Raw genomic sequence first — 17,304 nt, 5'->3', positions numbered from 1 at the left:
TGTGCCACCACACCCAGCTAATTTTTGTATTTTTAGTAGAGACAGGGTTTCACCATGTTGGCCAGGCTGGTCTTGAACTCCTGACCACCCCGGCCGGGAGCCGACCGGGGTCGCGGCGACGCGGCTCAGGCCAGGTGGCCGCCGACCTTGGTGTACCCGCGCAGCAGGTCCCGCGAGATGATCAGCCGCTGCATCTCGTCGGTCCCCTCGAAGATCCGGTAGAGCCGCACCTGCCGGTACCAGCGCTCGATCGGCAGTTCCCGGGTGTAGCCCATGCCGCCGTGGATCTGGAGCACCCGGTCCACCACCCGGTTGACCATGCCGGCCCCGTAGAGCTTGCCCATCGAGGAGGCGTGCCGGGGGTCCATGCCCTGGTCGACCGTCCAGGCCGAGCGCAGCACCAGCCAGCGGGCCGCCTCCAGCTCCGTCTCCGAGTCGGCGATCATCCACTGGATGGCCTGGTTGGTGCCGATCTTCGCGCCGAAGGTCTCCCGGGTGTTGGCGTGGTCGATGGCCATCTGCAACGCCCGCTCGGCGATGCCGATGGCGTGCGAGGGGATGGTGTAGCGGCCCTTGCCGATCCACTCCATGCCCAGCGCGAAGCCCTGACCCACCTCGCCGAGGATGTTGCGGTGCGGCACCCGTACGCCGTCGAAGATCAGCGACGCCGGCCCGCCCTCGCCCATGGTCTGGATGAACTCCGAGCGCCAGCCCATCGCCCGGTCCACCAGGAACGCGGTCGCCCCACCGTTGCGGGCGCCCTTCTCCCGGTCGGTCACCGCGACCACGATGGCGAAGTCCGCGTCGTTGCCTCCGGTGATGAAGGTCTTCTCGCCGTCCAGGATCCAGTCGTCGCCGTCCCGGCGGGCCGACAGCCGGATGTTCGCCGCGTCCGAACCGGCGCCGGGCTCGGTGATGGCGAAGCAGGAGATCCGCTCCCCCTCGATGGTGGGCAGCAGGAACTCGCGCTTCTGCTCCTCGGTGGCGTGGAAGAGGATGTTGTCGGCCTCGCCGCCGAAGCGGAACGGCACGAAGCTGCGGCCCAGCTCCGTCCAGATCAGCGACTGCAGGACGGCGGGCAGGTCCATCCCGCCGTACTCCTCTGGGGTGGCCAGCCCCCAGAAGCCGAACTTGCGCGCCTTCTGCTGGAGTTCACGCAGCTCGTCGCGGGTCAGGCCGGGCTGGTGCGCGCGCTCGCGGCGCAGCAGCTCCTGCTCCAGCGGCAGCACCTCGCGGGTGATGAACGACCGGACGGTGTCCCGGACCGCCCGCTCCTCGTCGGTGAGTGAGAAGTCCATGCTGGTCCCTTCCGCCGTCGGGGCTGGCCGTCCCGCTTAAACTAGCGGTGTAAGTTTTCTGCCGTCCAGACCCCCGAGGAGGCCACGTGCCCCGACCCCGGCAGCCCGTGCTCACCCGGGAACGGATCGTCGCCGCGGCCCTGGCCCTGATCGACGTCGACGGGCTGGCCGCCTTCTCCACCCGGCGGCTCGCCGCCGCGCTCGGCGTGCGCGGGCCCTCGCTCTACAACCACTTCGCCAACCGCGAGGCCATCCTGGACGCCGTCGCCGACAGCGTCACCGCCACCGTCGACATCGGCTCCTTCGCCCACCACGACTGGCGCGAGGCGCTGCGTCGCTGGGCCTGGTCGTACCGGGCGGCGCTCACCGCGCACCCGAACGTCGTGCCGTACCTGGCCCAGGGCCCCGGGCGCCGGCCGGCCGCGCTGGCCATGGCCGACGCGGTCTACGGCGCGCTGGTCAAGGCCGGCTGGCCACCGGCCCGGGCCACCCACGTCGGCGCGGCGATGCGGTACTTCGTGGCCGGGTCGGCGCTCGGCTCGTTCGCCCGCGGCTTCGTCGAGGACCCCGAGCTGTACGCCGCCCACTACCCGCACCTGGGCCAGGCGCACCGGCTCGCCGAGCACCAGCTCAGCGTGGACGAGGGCGCCTTCGCCCTCGGCCTGGACGCGCTGCTGCACGGCCTGGCCGCCGAGCACCGGCGCGTCGTCGCCGCGGTGGAACCGCCCGCGCCGAACCGGTAGCGTCAAAACTCCCAGCGCTAGTTTCCTCACCGGGAAGGACGACATGGATCTCGCCGCCGCGCCCACCGCGCTCCTGGTCCGCCGTCACCTGCACCTCGGCGGCGCTTGGGTCGACCCGTCCGACGGCGCGCCGATCGCCGTGGAGAACCCGGCCACCGGGGAGATCGTCGGGCAGGTGCCGGCCGGCACCCCGGCCGACGTCGACCGGGCCGTCGCCGCCGCCCGGGCCGCCTTTCCCGGCTGGGCGGCGACCGCGCCGGCGGAGCGCGCCGCGCACCTCGACCGGCTGCACGCGGCGCTGACCGCCCGTGCCGACGACATCGCCCGGACCGTCGCGCTCGAACTCGGCACCCCGCTCAAGCTGGCCGCCCGGGTGCAGACCGGCCTGCCGCTGGCCGTGCTGCGCGACTGTGTCGAGCTGGCCGCCCGACCGCCGACCGAGGAGACGATCGGCAACTCACTCGTCGTCCGCGAACCGGTCGGCGTGGTCGGCGCGATCACCCCGTGGAACTACCCGCTGCACCAGGTCGTCGCCAAGCTGGCCCCCGCCCTGGCCGCCGGCTGCACCGTGGTGCTCAAGCCCAGCGAGCTGACCCCGCTGACGGCGTACCTGCTCTTCGACGCGGTCACCGAGGCCGGGCTGCCCGCCGGGGTGGTCAACCTGGTCCCCGGCACCGGGCCGGTGGCCGGCGAGGCCCTGGCCGCCCACCCCGACGTCGACATGGTCTCGTTCACCGGGTCCACCGCCACCGGCCGGCGGATCGCCCACCTGGCCGCCGACCGGATCGCCCGGGTCGCCCTGGAACTCGGCGGCAAGTCGGCCAACCTGATCCTCGCCGACGCCGACCTGCCCACCGCCGTCAAGGTCGGGGTGGGCAACGCGCTGCTCAACTCCGGGCAGACCTGCATCGCCTGGACCCGGATGCTGGTCCACCGCGACCGGTACGACGAGGCACTCGACCTGGTGGCCCGGGCCGTCGCGGCGTACCGGCCGGGAGACCCGTTCGACCCGGCCACCCGGCTCGGCCCGCTGGTCTCCGCCGCCCAGGCCGAGCGGGTCCGCGGTCACGTCGACCGGGCCCTCGCCGACGGGGCGCGACTCGTCGCCGGTGGCCCCGACGCCCCGCTGCCGCCCCGGGGGCACTTCGTCGCCCCGACCGTCCTGGCCGACGTGCACCCCGACAGCGCGCTCGCCCAGGAGGAGGTCTTCGGCCCGGTGCTCGCCGTCCTCCCGTTCGGCGACGACGACGAGGCCGTGGCCATCGCCAACAACTCCCGCTACGGCCTGGCCGGCGCGGTCTGGTCCGCCGACGGCGACCGGGCGCTGGCCGTGGCGCGGCGGCTGCGTACCGGGCAGGTGGACGTCAACGGCGGGGCGTTCAACCCGCTCGCCCCGTTCGGCGGCTACCAGCAGTCCGGCCTTGGCCGGGAGCTGGGCCCGTACGGCATCGACGAGTTCCGCGAGATCAAGGCGATCCAGCGGTGAGGGCGCTGGTCGTCCGCGCGCCCGGCGCGCCGCTGCGCGTCGAGGAGGTACGCCTGCCCGCGCCCGGCCCCGGCGAGCTGCGGGTCCGCGTCCGCGCCGCCGGCGTCTGCCACTCCGACCTGTCCATGGTCAACGGCACGCTGGCGCCCGCGTACCCGCTGGTGCTCGGACACGAGGCGGCCGGCGTGGTCGTCGAGGCCGGCCCCGGCGCCGGGGTGCCGGTCGGCACGCAGGTCGTGCTCAACTGGGCGCCGGCCTGCCGGCGGTGCTGGCACTGCCGGCACGACGAGCCCTGGCTCTGCGCCGCCAACACCGCCCCGGCTGTGCCGCGCGGCGAGACCGCCGACGGCGCCCCCCTGCACGTCACGCTCGGGCTCGGCGCGTTCGCAGAGGAGGTGGTGGTGCCCGAGGCGGCCGTCGTCGCGGTCCCCGGCGACCTGCCGCCGGAGCGGGCCGCCCTGCTCGGCTGCGCCGTGCTCACCGGCACCGGCGCGGTCCGCAACACCGCCCGGGTCGCGGCCGGCGACTCGGTCGCGGTGATCGGCCTCGGCGGGGTCGGCCTGTCGGTGCTCACCGCCGCCCGGGCCGCCGGCGCCGCCCCGATCGTCGCGGTCGACGTGGCCGAGGCGAAACGGGGGCTGGCCCTCGCCGCCGGGGCCACGCACTTCCTGCTCCCGGACGACCGGCTGCCGAAGGAGATCCGGGCGCTCACCGAGGGGCGCGGCGTCGACCACGCCTTCGAGTGCGTGGGGCGGGCGGCCACCATCCGGACGGCCTGGCGGCTCACCCGGCGCGGGGGAGCGGTCACCGTGGTCGGCATGGGCGGCAGGGACGACCTGGTCAGCCTCTCCGCGCTGGACATCTTCCACTCCGCCCGGACGCTGCGTTCCTCCGTGTACGGCTCGTCGGACCCCGACCGGCAGGTGCCCGGCCTGGCCCGCGAGGTCGGCGACGGCAGGCTCGACCTCGGCCCGCTGATCAGCGGACTGGTCAGTCTCGACGAGGCGCCGGCCGCGTTCGACCGGCTCGCCCGCGGCGAGGGCGCCCGCTGGGTGGTCACCTTCCCCGACTGACGCGCCCGCCCGCGCCCACGGCGCCATCCCGGGCGCCGGCATCCGCGCCCACCCGGGTCAGGTGGCCGGCCCACATGGGAGCGGTCACGCGGGTCATCCGCTCACCGGCGTCGATGCCGTTCGAGTGCTCCCCGGGAAGCGGTCATGTCGGCCACCCCCGCGCCGGACGGGCCGAAAGTGTGGTGGATCGACATGGCTCGACTCCGGCCGTGCACCGTAGGTTTCCTGCACGCGACGGCCCTGTGACCTCGGTCACCGACCCGGCCGTCGCCAGTGACCTGCGGAGGATGAGGCGATGGCCGGGCAAGCGCTCCTGTCGGCGCGCGGGCTGACCCGTGACTTCCGGGGCTTCCGTGCGGTCGACCACGTCGACCTCGACATCGCCCCGGAGAGCGTGCACGCGCTCGTCGGCCCCAACGGCGCCGGCAAGACCACGCTGTTCAACCTGCTCACCGGCTTCCTGCCGCCCACCGACGGCCGGATCGAGCTCGACGGCCGGGACGTCACCGGCCTGCCCCCGGAGCGGGTGGCCCGGCTCGGGGTGGCCCGCTCGTTCCAGATCACCAGCCTCTTTCCGCAGCTGTCCGCCCGCGAGCACGTGGAGCTGGCGTTGCAGAGCCCGAGCGGGCTCGGCTGGCGGTTCTGGCGGTCGGCCAACCTGATGGGCCGCTACCGCGAGCGGGCCGACGAGCTGCTGGACATGGTCGGGCTCGGCGCGCTGGCCGAGGCCCCGGCCGAGGCCCTCGCCTACGGGCGCAAGCGCGCCCTGGAACTGGCCATCGCTCTCGCCCTCGACCCGAAGGTGCTGCTGCTCGACGAGCCGACCGCCGGGATGGGGCTGGAGGACGTCGACCGCACCGTGGAGCTGATCGCCCGGGTCCGGGCCGGCCGGACCGTGGTGATGGTCGAGCACAACATGAGCGTCGTCGGCCGGCTCGCCGACACCGTCACCGTCCTGCAGGCCGGCACGGTGCTGGTCGAGGGCCCGTACGAGCAGGTCCGCGCCGACGACCGGGTCATCACCGCCTACCTGGGAGCCGCTGATGCTGCGCATTGACACCCTCTCCGCCTGTTACGGCGAGGCGCAGGTGCTGCGGGAGGTGAGCCTGGACGTCGCCGCCGGCGAGGTGGTCACCCTGGTCGGGCGCAACGGCGCCGGCAAGTCCACCCTGCTGCGCTGCGTGATGGGGCTGCACCCCGGCCAGCGCGGCACCGTCGAGCTGGACGGGCGGGACGTCAGCCGGCTGCCGGCGTACAAGCGGGCGCGGCTCGGGCTCGGCTGGGTCCCCGACGACCGGGGCGCGTACGCCACCCTCAGCGTCACCGAGAACCTGACCCTGCCGCCCCGGGTCGGCCCCGACCCGTGGCCGCTGGAGCGGGTGTACGAGGCGTTCCCCGCCCTGTACGCCCGCCGCGACTCGGCGGCGACCATGCTCTCCGGCGGCGAGCAGCAGATGCTCGCCCTGGCCCGGGTGCTGCGGATGGGCGCCCGGCTGCTGCTCTGCGACGAGCCCACGGAGGGGCTGTCGCCGCTGCTCGTGCAGCAGGTCGGCGACCTGCTGCGGGAGGCAAAGCGGCACGGGGTGACCGTGCTGCTGGTCGAGCAGAACCTGCACTTCGCCACCGGCGTCGCCGACCGGCACTACCTGCTGGCCGAGGGACGTGTCGTGGAGGCGATGGCCAACTCCGAGGTGCGCTCGCGGGAGCGCGAGCTGCTGGCGTACCTCGGGATCTGAATTTTCGACGGCTGACCCGCGCGGTGCCCGCGCGGTACGAAAGGGATGACATGCGTAGGAGCGTGGGTGTGGCCGCGGCGTCGGCGGCGGTGCTGCTGGCCGCGGGGTGCGGCGGCGGTGGGCCCCAGTCCGGCGGCGACCAGAAGCTGACCGGCGACAAGATCGTGCTGGGGGTCCTCAACGACCAGTCCGGGGCCTACTCGGAGCTGTCCGGGAAGAACTCGGTCAAGGCGGTGGAGATGGCCATCGCCGACTTCAAGGCCAAGCACGGCGACCAGGCGATCACCAAGGACATCACCGTCGAGACCGCCGACCACCAGAACAAGCCGGACGTCGCCAACGCCAAGGCCCAGGAGATGTACGACCGCAAGGGCGTCGACCTGATCCTCGACGTGCCGACCTCCTCGGCCGCGTTGAAGGTCGCCGACGTGGCGAAGGAGAAGAAGAAGCTCTACTTCAACATCGGCGCGGCGACCACCGACCTGACCGGCAAGAGCTGCAACAAGTACACGTTCCACTACGCGTACGACACCTACATGCTGGCCAACGGCACCGGCAGGACCACCACCGAGCAGGTCGGGAAGAACTGGTACATCCTCTACCCGAACTACGCCTTCGGGCAGGACATGGAGAAGAGCTTCTCCGCCGCCATCACCGCCGCCGGCGGGACGGTCGTCGGCAAGGACGGCGCGCCGTTCCCGAACACCAGCGGTGACTACTCGTCGTTCCTGCTGAAGGCTTCGACGATGAACCCGAAGCCGCAGGTGCTCGGCACCATGCAGGCCGGCGCGGAACTGGTCAACGTGGTCAAGCAGTACAACGAGTTCAAGCTCCGGGAGAAGGGCATCGGGCTCGCCGTGGGCCTGATGTTCATCTCCGACATCCACTCGCTCACCCCCGCCGCCCTCGCGGGCACCACCTACACCGACGCCTGGTACTGGAACTTCGACCAGCAGAACCGGGAGTTCGCCGACCGGTTCCAGAAGGAGACGGGCACCCGGCCGTCCTTCGCCCACGCGGCCAACTACTCGGCCGCGATGCAGTACCTGGAGGCGGCGCAGGCCGCCGGCACCGACGACGCGGACGCCGTCGTGAAGGGCCTGGAGGGCAAGGAGGTCAACGACGTCTTCCTGCGCAACGGCAAGATCCGCGCCGAGGACCACCGGGTCGTCCACGACGCGTACCTCGCCCAGGTGAAGCCGCAGGCCGAGGTCGCCGAGCCGTGGGACTACGTGAAGGTGCTCAAGACCATCCCCGCCGCCGAGGCGTTCCGCGCCCCGTCCCCGGACTGCAAGCTGTGACCGGTTTTCTCCAGAACACGTTCAACGGGTTGGTGAGCGGGGCGTTCTACGCCCTGCTCGCCCTCGGGCTCGCGGTCATCTTCGGCATGCTGCGGGTGGTGAACTTCGCCCACGGCGCGTTCTACATGCTCGGCGCCTTCGGCGCGTACGTGCTGCTGGCCGAGGCGGGCGTGCCGTTCTGGGCGGCCCTGGTGATCATGCCGGTCGCGCTCGCGGTGGTCGGCATGATCCTGGAACGGGCCGTCATCCACCGGCTCACCCGGCTCGACCCGCTCTACAACTTCCTGCTCACCTTCGGCCTGACGCTGATCCTCCAGGACCTGGTCAAGACCCGCTACGGCGTGCAGTCCAGCCCGTACGCCACCCCTGCCGAGCTCAGCGGCTCGGTCGACTTCGGGCTCTTCGACTTCCCGACGTACCGGGTGTTCATCCTCGGCTTCGCGGTGCTGCTCTGCGTCGCGGTGTGGTGGGTGCTCACCCGTACCCGGATCGGCATGGTGGTCCGGGCGGCCACCGAGCGGCCGGAGCTGACCCGGGCCTTCGGCATCGACGTCGGGCGGTGGGTGACCCCGGTCTTCGGCTTCGGCATCGGCCTGGCCGGGCTCGCCGGGGTGCTCGCCGCGCCGATGCGGGCGGTGAACCCGCTGATGGGCGCCGACCTGATCATCGTGGTCTTCGCGGTGGTGGTGATCGGCGGCCTCGGCTCGATCTTCGGCTCGGTCGCCGCCGGGTTCGGCATCGGTCTGGTGCAGGCATGGGGCGAGGCGTACCTGTCCGAGTTCCCCATCGTGTCCCAGACGATCGTCTTCGTCGTGATGGCCGCCGTGCTGCTCTGGCGGCCGGCCGGGCTGTTCGGCCGTGAGGAGGCACCGGCATGACCAGCACCGTCGACACCCCGGCCGACGCGAACCGTCCGGCGCCGACGTCCGGGCTCCTCGCCGTCGCCCGCGCGCCCGGCTGGGTCCGGTACGCGCTGCTCGCCGCCGGCCTGGCCGCCGCGCTCTGGCTGCCCAACGGGCTCTACCCGGCGGTGGCCGTGGACATCCTCTGCTGGGCGCTCTTCGCGGTGTCGGTGGACCTGCTGCTCGGCTTCACCGGGCTGATGTCCTTCGGGCACGCCGCGTTCTGGGGCACCTCGGCGTACCTCACCGGGCTGGTCGCCATCCACGCCGGCCTGCCGTTCCCGGTCGCCGTGCTGGCCGGGGCGCTCGGCGCGGCGGCGCTCGCGCTGCCCATCGGCTACCTCGCGGTGAAGCGGACCGGCATCTACTTCGCCATGGTCACGCTGGCCTTCGCCCAGATGGTCTACTACGTGGCCAACGAGTGGCGTTCGGTCACCCGGGGCGAGAACGGCCTGCAGGGCGTGCCCCGGTCGCTGTTCGGCCTCGACCTGACCGACGACTACTACTTCTACTACACGATTCTGCCGATCGTGCTGCTCGGCCTGGCCGCCGCCTGGCGGATCACGCATTCGCCGTTCGGCCGGGTGCTGGTCGGCATCCGCGACAACCCGGCCCGTGCGCGGGCGCTCGGCTACCCGGTGCACCGCTACAAGCTGACCGCGTTCGTGCTCTCCGGCTTCATCGCCGGGCTCGGCGGCGGGCTCTTCGCCGTCGGTCACCGCTTCGTCTCCCTCGACGTGCTGCACTGGACCACCTCCGGCAAGGCGGTCATCGTCGTCGTGCTCGGCGGCATCGGCACGCTGTGGGGCGGGGTGCTCGGCGCGGCCGTCGTGGTCCGGCTGGAGGACTGGCTGTCATTCTCCGGATTCGAGGCGATCGGCCTGGTGACCGGCAGCATCTTCGTCCTCGTCGTGCTGCTGTTCCGCCGCGGGGTGTGGGGCACCGTCGCCGCCCTGGCGCTGCGCTGGATGGCCGCCCGCCGCAGATAGGTCCCGCGGCGGCGCATCCGAACCGGCGGGCCCGCCCGCCTCGCCGAGCCGGGCCGGACGGCGACACCTGCCCGGCCCGGCATCGCTCACCGCGGTGCGACCGCGAGCTGGAGCGACGGAGCAGGAGAGCGAGGCGTGACGCCCGACACATACGATACGATCCGGTTCCGTATCGAAACTCTGCCCCGTACGCTCAGGCCCGTTACGAGTCAGACCCGTATCGTAATGCGGCACGGGGGCCCCGGGGGGAGAACCGGACACAATGGAACCGCACGAGAACACGGGACATCCGAGGCGGTGGGCGATCCTCGGGGTGCTGGTGATCAGCCTGCTCGTGGTCGTCCTCGACAACACCATCCTCAACGTCGCGCTGCGTACCCTCGCCGACCCGGTGCACGGGCTCGGCGCCAGCCAGGGCGAGCTGGAGTGGTCGATCAACTCCTACACGCTGGTCTTCGCCGGGCTGCTGTTCACCTTCGGCGTGCTCGGTGACCGCTTCGGTCGCCGCCGCTTCCTGCTGATCGGCCTGGCGCTGTTCGGCCTGGCGTCGCTGGTGTCGGCGTACGCGCAGGATCCCGGCCAGCTGATCGCGGCTCGCGCCCTGATGGGCGTCGGCGGCGCGGCGATCATGCCGGTGACGCTGTCGATCATCTCCAACATCTTCGACCCCCGGGAGCGGGGCCGCGCGATCGGCATCTGGGCCGGCGCGGTCGGCCTCGCCGTGGCGATCGGCCCGATCCTGGGCGGCGCGCTGCTGGAGCACTACTGGTGGGGCTCGGTCTTCCTGATCAACGTGCCGGTGGTGGCGGCCGGCGTGGTCCTGGTGGCGCTGCTGGTGCCGGAGTCCCGCGACCCCGAGCCGGGCCGGGTGGACCTGCTCGGCGTGCTGCTCTCCGTGGTGGGTCTGGTCGCACTGACCTACGGCATCATCGACGGCGGCGAGCACGGCTTCGACCGGCCGGTGGTCTGGGTGTCCCTCGTCGGTGGCCTGGCGGTGCTGGCCTGGTTCGTCGCCCACGAGCGGCGCAGCGACCACCCGTCGCTGGACGTCCGGCTGTTCCGGGTGCCGCGCTTCGCCGCGCCGGTGGCCATCGTCGGTCTGATCTTCTTCGCCGCGATGGGCGTCATGTTCTTCAGCTCGTTCTACCTCCAGTTGGTCCGCGGCTACAGCCCGCTGGAGACCGGTCTGCTCTTCCTGCCCTTCGCCGGCGCCCAGCTGATCTTCGCCCCGCGCAGCGCCGCCATGGTGCGCCGGTACGGCGGCAAGGCGGTCGCGGCGGTCGGGCTGACGCTGACCGTGGTGGCGCTCGGCGCGTTCGCCTTCGTCGACGCGAGCACGCCGATCTGGGTGGTCCTGGTCTTCTTCTTCCTCCAGGGCGCCGGGATGGCCAACATCATGCCGCCGGCCACCGAGTCGATCATGTCGGCGCTGCCCCGGGAGAAGGCGGGCGTCGGCTCCGCGGTCAGCAACACCGTGCGGCAGATCGCCGGCGCACTGGGCGTGGCCGTGCTCGGCTCGGTGCTCTCCGCGGTCTACCGCGAGGACATCGCCTCGGCGGTCGACGGCCTCCCCGCCCCGGCCCGCGACGCGGCCAACGAGTCCATCTCCGGCGCGTACGCGGCGGCCGCACAGCTCGGGCCGGCGGCGCCGAGACTGATCGCGGCGGCCAACGACTCGTTCGTCTCGGCCATGCACTGGGCGGCGGCGCTCTCCGCGGTGGTGGCCGCCCTCGGCATCCTCATCGTGCTGCGCTGGATGCCGGGCCGCGCCGCGGACACGCCCGTCGCCGCGCCGCTGGTCGACGAACGGGAGCTGGCCGGAACCGCATAGGTCGGGCGACAATGTCTGACATGACTTCCACCGCAGATGCTCCGCGGTCGCCCGGGCGACCGCGGAGCATCCGCGCGGACGAGGCCATCATCGAGGCCACCCTCGACCTGCTCGCCGAGGGCAGCACCGTCGAGGCGCTGTCGATCGAGGCGATCGCCACCCGCGCCGGGGTCGGCAAGGCCACCATCTACCGGCGCTGGCCGGGCAAGGACGCGCTGCTGCTCGACGCGCTACGCCGGCTCAAGGGGATCCTGCCGCAGCCGGCCGGTCACTCCGTCCGCGACGACCTGGTGCTGCTGGTCGGCGCGGTCGGGCAGCACATCGACCCCCGCGCGGCGAAGATCATGCCCTGCCTGGTGCCCGAGGTGAACCGCCGCCCGGACCATTTCCAGCTCTACCAGAACATCATCGAACCGCGCCGGCAGCTGATGCGCGAGGTGCTGCGGCGCGGGATCCGCACCGGCGAGCTCCGCGCCGACCTCGACGTCGAGGTGACGATGGCGCTGCTCACCGGGCCGATACTGATGCAGCGGATACTGCGCTGGCACCCGGAGCTGGACGACGGGATCCTCCCCGAGAAGGTCGTCGACGGGGTGCTGGACGGCATCCGGGCCCGCTGACCGGGCGGGTCAGGCCGGGGCCCGCCCGGCTCAGCTCGCGGGCGCGCGCAGCCGGTGCAGCCGCAGCGCCAACTGCACCTCCAGCGCCCGCTCCGGCTTCTGCCAGTCCGCGCCCAGCAGTTGCCCGACCCGCTCCAACCGCTGGGTCACCGTGTTGACGTGCACGTGCAGCTGCTCGGCGGCCCGGGCCAGGCTGCCGCCCACCCCGAAGTACGCCTCCAGCGTCCGCACCAGCGCGGTGCCGCGCCGTGCGTCGTAGTCCAGCACCGGACCGACCGTGGCGGTCAGGAACCGGGCCACGTCCCGCTCGCCCTGGTCGCCCACCGTGCCGAGGAGCAGCCCGACGAAGCCCAGCTCGGCGGTGCTCGCCCCCTCGCCGGCGCGACCCAGCGCGCCGAGCGCGGTGAGGCAGCGGTCCGCCTCGGTGAACGTGGCGGCCAGCGCCGCCGGCCCGGACGCCGGGCCGCTCGCCCCGGCGGTCACCGGGCGGCCGGTCACCCGGGACAGGTCCCGGGCCACCGCGCGGGCGCTGCCGCCGGCGTCCCGGCCGGGCAGCATCAGCACCACCCGCCCGTCGCGGGCCGCGGCCAGGCCACCCCGGGTCGAGGCGTACGTGGTGGCCCAGGAGAGCACCCGCAGCCGGGCGGACCCGGTCGCGGCGATCGCGTCGTCACCCACCGCCACCAGCACGTGCGGCGCGTCGAGGTCGACCCCGAGCCGGCGGGCCCGGCTGCCCAGCGCGTCGGTGTCCCGCAGCGGCCGGGCGATCAGGTCGTCGAGCAGCTCGCCCCGCACCCGCCCCTCGGCCTCGGCGACGGTACGCCGGAACAGCAGCAGCAGCGCCGTCACCAGCGCCGCCCGCTCCAGGATGCGCTGGTCGGCGTCGACCAGTTCGTCGTCCGGGCGCAGCACCAGCGCGCCCAGGTTCTCCGCGCCGGCGACCACCGCGGCGTACCAGAGCGGGCCCCGGCGCACGCTGCGCCCCTCGGTCCGCGACGCCGCCACCGCCTCCACCAGGTCCGCCCGGTCCGGCTCCTCGATCTCGCCGACCCGGGCCAGCAGCCGGCCCTCCGAGTCCAGCGCCAGCAGCGCCCCGCCGAGCACCTCGGTGACCGCCGCGGCGACGTCCTCCATGCCGCCGCCGCGCAGCACCAGCGCGGTCATCCGGTCGTGCGCCGCCGCGGCCCGCTCCACCGAGCTGCTGTGCGCCCGGATGGTGGTGTTCGCCGCGGAGAGCTCGGCCAGCGCGGCCCGGGTCTCGGCGAGCAGCCGGGCGGTGTCGATCGCCACCGCGGCGTGCGCCGCGAGCGACACCAGCAGCGACACCTCCTCACGGGCGAACGGCCGGGCCGACCGGTTCGCCGCGTAGAGCACGCCGATCACGCTCGACCCGAGCCGCAGCGGTACGCCGAGGATGGCCACCAGCCCCTCCTCGCCGACCCCGGCGTCGATCTCGCCCGTGTGGTGGAAGCGCTCGTCCTCCGGGTAGTTCGCGGTCACGTACGGGGTGCCGGACTGGGCCACCAGCCCGCCCAGCCCGTCGCCCATCTCCAGCCGCAGCCGCTGGAACCTCGCCGAGATCGAGCCGTCGGTGACCCGCATGTAGGTGTCGCCGCGCTCGTCGTCGTTGAGGGTCATGTACGCGACGTCGGCGCCGAGCAGGTGCCGGGCCCGGTGCACGATGGCCCGCAGCACGTCGTCCAGGTCACGCAGCCCGGCCAGGTCGCTGGCCGTGTCGTAGAGGCCGGAGAGCTCGGTCTCCCGGCGGCGGCGCCGCTCCAGCAGGCCGCGCACCCGCAGCGCGAGCACCTTGGCGTGTTCCAGCTCGGCCAGCCGGTCAGCGGGCAGCCCGGCGGCCCGGGCGGCGACCAGGGGGCCCTCGAACTCGACGGCCGCCGCCTCCCGAGCGAGCAGTTCCAGGAACTCGACCGGCGACGACATGACGCTCATTGTGCGGGGTGCCACTAGTTCGCCGTCCAGCCCCCGTCGAGGGCGATCGAGGCGCCGGTGATGAAGGCCGCCGGCGGCGAGCACAGGTACGCCAGCAGTTCGGCCACCTCCTCCGGCTCGATCAGCCGCTTGATCGCGGCCCGGGCCAGCATGATCTTCTCGATCACCTCGTCCTCGCCGATGCCGTGGCTGGCCGCCTGGTCGGCGATCTGGCTCTCCACCAGCGGGGTGCGGACGTACGCCGGGTTGATGCAGTTGGCGGTGACCCCGTGCGTGGCGCCCTCCAGCGCGACCACCTTGGACAGCCCCTCCAGGGCGTGCTTGGCCGACACGTACGCCGCCTTGTACGGCGACGCGCGCAGCCCGTGCACCGAGGAGATGTTGACGATCCGGCCCCAGCCCCGGGCGTACATGTGCGGCAGCGCGCGCCGGATGATCTGGAAGGGCGCCTCCACCATCACCCGGTGCAGGTGGGAGAAGCGCTCGGGGGGGAAGTCCTGCACCGGCGCGACGTGCTGGAGCCCGGCGTTGTTGACCACGATGTCGACGTCGGCGTCGAGCCGGTCCACCGCCGCCAGGTCCGACAGGTCGACCCCCTCGGCGCGGGCGCCGGCCTCGGCGGCCACCGCCTTGGCCGCCTCGACGTTGCGGTCCACCACCAGCACCGCCGCGCCGGCCGCCGCCAGGCGCAGGGCACAGGCCCGGCCGATGCCACTGCCACCACCGGTCACCAGGGCGCTACGACCGGAGAGGTCGACGTGTACGACGTGGGGGACCGCCACGGGTTCTGCCGTCATGGCGCAAGAAGTTACGAGCTGTGTGCCCGTCGGCACATGGGGCGGCGACACATACTCCACGGCCGGTCTGTGTGGGAGTTCCGCGAGCGGTCCGGGCCCGGGCGGACCGGCCGGATCCCGGGGCGGAAATGTCGGCGGTGAGGGGCCAGCCGTCTTCGCCGTCGCCGTCGAGGTCGACGCCGCGCGGAGGTGGCGGCGTGGCCGGGGACACCCTGCCGCGCCGGTACGGCCGGCGTGTCCCCCCGGGTGCCGTGCCGGGCCGACCAGTAGGGTGTCGAACACACGTACTGCTGGCGGCTGGGGAGGAGGCGGCGTGCGCGTGCTCGGCGTCGACCCGGGGCTGACCCGGTGCGGAGTCGGCGTGGTCGAGGGCGTGCCGGGGCGGCCCTGCACCCTGGTCGCCTACTACGTCGTCTACACCGACCCGGCCGACGACCTGCCGCTGCGCCTGCTGCACCTGGACCGGTCGCTCACCGACCTGGTCGCCGAGCACCGGCCGGACACCGTCGCCGTCGAGCGGGTGTTCAGCCAGCACAACGTCCGCACCGTGATGGGCACCGCCCAGGCCAGCGGGATCGCCGTGCTCGCCGGGGCACGCGCCGGGCTGCCGGTGCAGACGTACACGCCGAGCGAGGTGAAGGCGGCCGTGACCGGTTCCGGTCAGGCCGACAAGCGGCAGATGACGACGATGGTGACCCGGCTGCTGCGGCTGCCCGAGCCGCCGAAGCCGGCCGACGCCGCTGACGCCCTGGCCCTGGCCATCTGCCACGTGTGGCGCGGCGGCACCCGGTCGAAGCTGGCCGCCGCCGCCGACCGGGCACGACGAGGAGGAGCCTGATGATCGCCAGCGTGCGCGGCACGGTGACCGCGACGGGTCCGGACCATGCCGTGGTGGAGGTGGGCGGTGTCGGCCTGGCGGTGCAGTGCGCCCCGGCCACGCTCGCCGACCTGCGGGTCGGCCAGCCGGCCCGGCTCGCCACCAGCCTGGTCGTCCGGGAGGACTCGCTCACCCTCTACGGCTTCGCCGACGACGACGCCAAGCAGCTGTTCGAGCTGCTCCAGACGGCCAGTGGGGTGGGCCCCCGGCTGGCCCAGGCGGTGCTCGCCGTGCACACCCCGGACGCGGTCCGCAAGGCCATCGCCAACGCCGACACCGCCGCACTGACCCGGGTGCCGGGCATCGGCAAGAAGGGCGCGGAACGCCTGGTCCTGGAGCTGCGCGACCGGATCGGCCCGGTACCGGTCGGCGCCGACGGCGCGGCCGGGGTCACCGGCGGGGCCTGGCCCGAGCAGGTCCGCCAGGCGCTGGTCGGGCTGGGCTGGACGGCCGGCCAGGCCGACCAGGCGGTGGCCGCGGTCGCGGAGACCGTCGACGGCGAGACGCCGCCCGTGCCGGTGCTGCTGAAGCAGGCGATCCGACTGCTGGGCCGGACCCGGTGAGCGCGCGGAGCGGGTCGTTCCGGCCGGCCCCTGGGTCCCGGACGGAGGCGGCGCGGTGACCGGCGACGGACTGGTCTCGGCGTACGTCAACGACGCCGAGCTGGACGCGGAGGCCAGTGTCCGGCCGAAGCGGCTCGCGGAGTTCATCGCCCAGCACCGGGTCCGCGATCAGCTCGACCTGCTGCTGCAGGGCGCGATGCGGCGCGGCTCCCCGCCGGACCACATCCTCCTGTCCGGGCCGCCTGGCCTCGGTAAAACGACGCTCGCCAATATCGTGGCGGCCGAGCTGGGCGCCGGCATCCGGGTGACCAGCGGACCGGTGATCGAGCGCTCCGGCGACCTGGCGGCCATCCTGACCAGCCTCGCCGAGGGCGACGTGCTCTTCATCGACGAGATCCATCGGATCGCCAAGCCGGCCGAGGAACTGCTCTACAGCGCGATGGAGGACTTCCGGGTCGACGTGGTGGTCGGCAAGGGGCCGGGCGCCACCGCGATCCCGCTGGACGTCGAGCCGTTCACCCTGGTCGGCGCGACTACCCGGTCCGGTCTGCTGACCGGGCCGATGCGGGACCGGTTCGGCTTCGTCGCGCACCTGGACTTCTACGCCCCGGCCGACCTGGAGGCGCTGCTGCACCGGTCGGCGCGGATCCTCGGCGTGCCGATCACCGACGACGGGGCCATCGAGATCGCCGGTCGCTCCCGGGGGACTCCCCGGATCGCCAACCGGCTGCTGCGCCGGGTCCGGGACTTCGCCGAGGTCCGGGCCGACGGCGTGGTCACCCTGGAGACCGCCCGGGCCGCCCTGACCGTGTATGACGTGGACGCGCTCGGCCTGGACCGGCTGGACCGGGCGGTGCTGACCGCGCTGGTGGACTCGTTCCGGGGTGGCCCGGTCGGGCTCTCCACCCTCGCGGTGGCGGTGGGGGAGCAGCCCGACACCGTCGAGGAGGTCTGCGAGCCGTTCCTGGTCCGGGCCGGTCTGCTCGCCCGTACGCCCCGGGGGCGGGTGGCCACCGAGGCCGCCTGGCGCCATCTGGGCCGTACACCGCCAAATGGTACATTTGGTGCCGACACCTCTTCCGTGCCCGATCTGTTCTCCGCTGCCCCGGATCAGCCGTGATGTGAACGTGATCTGTAC

16 protein-coding genes are annotated in these 17,304 nt (G+C 73.4%); 13 read left to right on the top strand and 3 right to left on the bottom strand.

Translation table 11 applies throughout. From position 1 onward, the window contains the following. Positions 1 to 125 precede the first annotated feature (125 nt). Positions 126 to 1,298, bottom strand: coding sequence for an acyl-CoA dehydrogenase family protein (locus AB0I41_RS27260; protein ID WP_357113213.1), 1,173 nt, complete (start codon positions 1,296 to 1,298; stop codon positions 126 to 128). Positions 1,299 to 1,384: 86 nt separating this feature from the next. On the opposite strand from AB0I41_RS27260, the gene AB0I41_RS27255 reads away from it, so the two are divergent. The 10 genes from AB0I41_RS27255 to AB0I41_RS27210 all read left to right on the top strand — a co-directional run bounded on the left by AB0I41_RS27255 (position 1,385) and on the right by AB0I41_RS27210 (position 11,979). Next, complete coding sequence (locus AB0I41_RS27255) at positions 1,385 to 2,041, top strand: TetR/AcrR family transcriptional regulator C-terminal domain-containing protein (protein WP_357113211.1); 657 nt, start codon at positions 1,385 to 1,387, stop codon at positions 2,039 to 2,041. 43 nt (positions 2,042 to 2,084) lie between these two features. Beyond that, a complete protein-coding gene (locus tag AB0I41_RS27250; RefSeq protein ID WP_357113209.1) occupies positions 2,085 to 3,527 on the top strand; it encodes an aldehyde dehydrogenase family protein in 1,443 nt (480 codons plus the stop codon). After that, positions 3,524 to 4,600: a zinc-binding dehydrogenase gene (locus AB0I41_RS27245; RefSeq protein ID WP_357113206.1), complete on the top strand. Its 1,077-nt coding sequence runs from the start codon at positions 3,524 to 3,526 to the stop codon at positions 4,598 to 4,600. Before AB0I41_RS27250 ends, AB0I41_RS27245 begins: the two co-directional genes overlap by 4 nt. Before the next feature lie 295 nt (positions 4,601 to 4,895). Continuing rightward, positions 4,896 to 5,657, top strand: a complete 762-nt coding sequence (locus AB0I41_RS27240) for an ABC transporter ATP-binding protein (RefSeq protein WP_357113204.1) — start codon at positions 4,896 to 4,898, stop codon at positions 5,655 to 5,657. Then, positions 5,644 to 6,336, top strand: coding sequence for an ABC transporter ATP-binding protein (locus tag AB0I41_RS27235; protein WP_357113201.1), 693 nt, complete (start codon positions 5,644 to 5,646; stop codon positions 6,334 to 6,336). Before AB0I41_RS27240 ends, AB0I41_RS27235 begins: the two co-directional genes overlap by 14 nt. A 50-nt stretch (positions 6,337 to 6,386) precedes the next feature. Beyond that, complete coding sequence (locus AB0I41_RS27230; RefSeq protein WP_357113198.1) at positions 6,387 to 7,637, top strand: ABC transporter substrate-binding protein; 1,251 nt, start codon at positions 6,387 to 6,389, stop codon at positions 7,635 to 7,637. Then, positions 7,634 to 8,515 carry a branched-chain amino acid ABC transporter permease gene (locus AB0I41_RS27225; RefSeq protein WP_357113196.1) on the top strand — a complete coding sequence of 294 codons (882 nt, stop codon included), beginning with the start codon at positions 7,634 to 7,636 and terminating at the stop codon, positions 8,513 to 8,515. The genes AB0I41_RS27230 and AB0I41_RS27225 overlap by 4 nt, the downstream gene beginning before the upstream one ends. Next, positions 8,512 to 9,528 carry a branched-chain amino acid ABC transporter permease gene (locus AB0I41_RS27220; protein WP_357113193.1) on the top strand — a complete coding sequence of 339 codons (1,017 nt, stop codon included), beginning with the start codon at positions 8,512 to 8,514 and terminating at the stop codon, positions 9,526 to 9,528. The genes AB0I41_RS27225 and AB0I41_RS27220 overlap by 4 nt, the downstream gene beginning before the upstream one ends. A 262-nt stretch (positions 9,529 to 9,790) precedes the next feature. After that, positions 9,791 to 11,359: an MFS transporter gene (locus AB0I41_RS27215; RefSeq protein ID WP_357113190.1), complete on the top strand. Its 1,569-nt coding sequence runs from the start codon at positions 9,791 to 9,793 to the stop codon at positions 11,357 to 11,359. A gap of 11 nt (positions 11,360 to 11,370) precedes the next feature. Then, positions 11,371 to 11,979, top strand: coding sequence for a TetR/AcrR family transcriptional regulator (locus tag AB0I41_RS27210; protein WP_357113187.1), 609 nt, complete (start codon positions 11,371 to 11,373; stop codon positions 11,977 to 11,979). 30 nt (positions 11,980 to 12,009) lie between these two features. Here AB0I41_RS27210 and AB0I41_RS27205 read toward each other — a convergent pair whose 3' ends face one another. Both AB0I41_RS27205 and AB0I41_RS27200 read right to left on the bottom strand, forming a co-directional pair. Beyond that, the gene (locus AB0I41_RS27205; RefSeq protein WP_357113184.1) at positions 12,010 to 13,929 is read right to left on the bottom strand and encodes a helix-turn-helix domain-containing protein; all 1,920 of its coding nucleotides are present in this window, start codon (positions 13,927 to 13,929) and stop codon (positions 12,010 to 12,012) included. A gap of 14 nt (positions 13,930 to 13,943) precedes the next feature. After that, positions 13,944 to 14,726: a 3-hydroxybutyrate dehydrogenase gene (locus tag AB0I41_RS27200; protein WP_357113181.1), complete on the bottom strand. Its 783-nt coding sequence runs from the start codon at positions 14,724 to 14,726 to the stop codon at positions 13,944 to 13,946. 313 nt (positions 14,727 to 15,039) lie between these two features. Here AB0I41_RS27200 and ruvC point away from each other — a divergent pair, with 313 nt between their 5' ends. Genes ruvC through ruvB form a run of 3 tightly spaced genes read left to right on the top strand, consistent with a single transcriptional unit; the run spans position 15,040 to position 17,286 of the window. Beyond that, positions 15,040 to 15,564 carry a crossover junction endodeoxyribonuclease RuvC gene (gene ruvC / locus AB0I41_RS27195; protein WP_357113178.1) on the top strand — a complete coding sequence of 175 codons (525 nt, stop codon included), beginning with the start codon at positions 15,040 to 15,042 and terminating at the stop codon, positions 15,562 to 15,564. Next, a complete protein-coding gene (gene ruvA / locus AB0I41_RS27190; RefSeq protein ID WP_357113175.1) occupies positions 15,564 to 16,166 on the top strand; it encodes a Holliday junction branch migration protein RuvA in 603 nt (200 codons plus the stop codon). The genes ruvC and ruvA overlap by 1 nt, the downstream gene beginning before the upstream one ends. 55 nt (positions 16,167 to 16,221) lie before the next feature. Continuing rightward, positions 16,222 to 17,286, top strand: coding sequence for a Holliday junction branch migration DNA helicase RuvB (gene ruvB, locus AB0I41_RS27185; RefSeq protein ID WP_357113172.1), 1,065 nt, complete (start codon positions 16,222 to 16,224; stop codon positions 17,284 to 17,286). The last annotated feature ends 18 nt before the right edge of the window (positions 17,287 to 17,304 follow it).

This window comes from Micromonospora sp. NPDC050200 (genome assembly GCF_040656135.1).
GTDB lineage: Bacteria > Actinomycetota > Actinomycetes > Mycobacteriales > Micromonosporaceae > Micromonospora.
The sequence above is the reverse complement of the archived record's forward strand: the minus strand, read 5'-3'. Positions and strand labels throughout refer to the sequence as shown.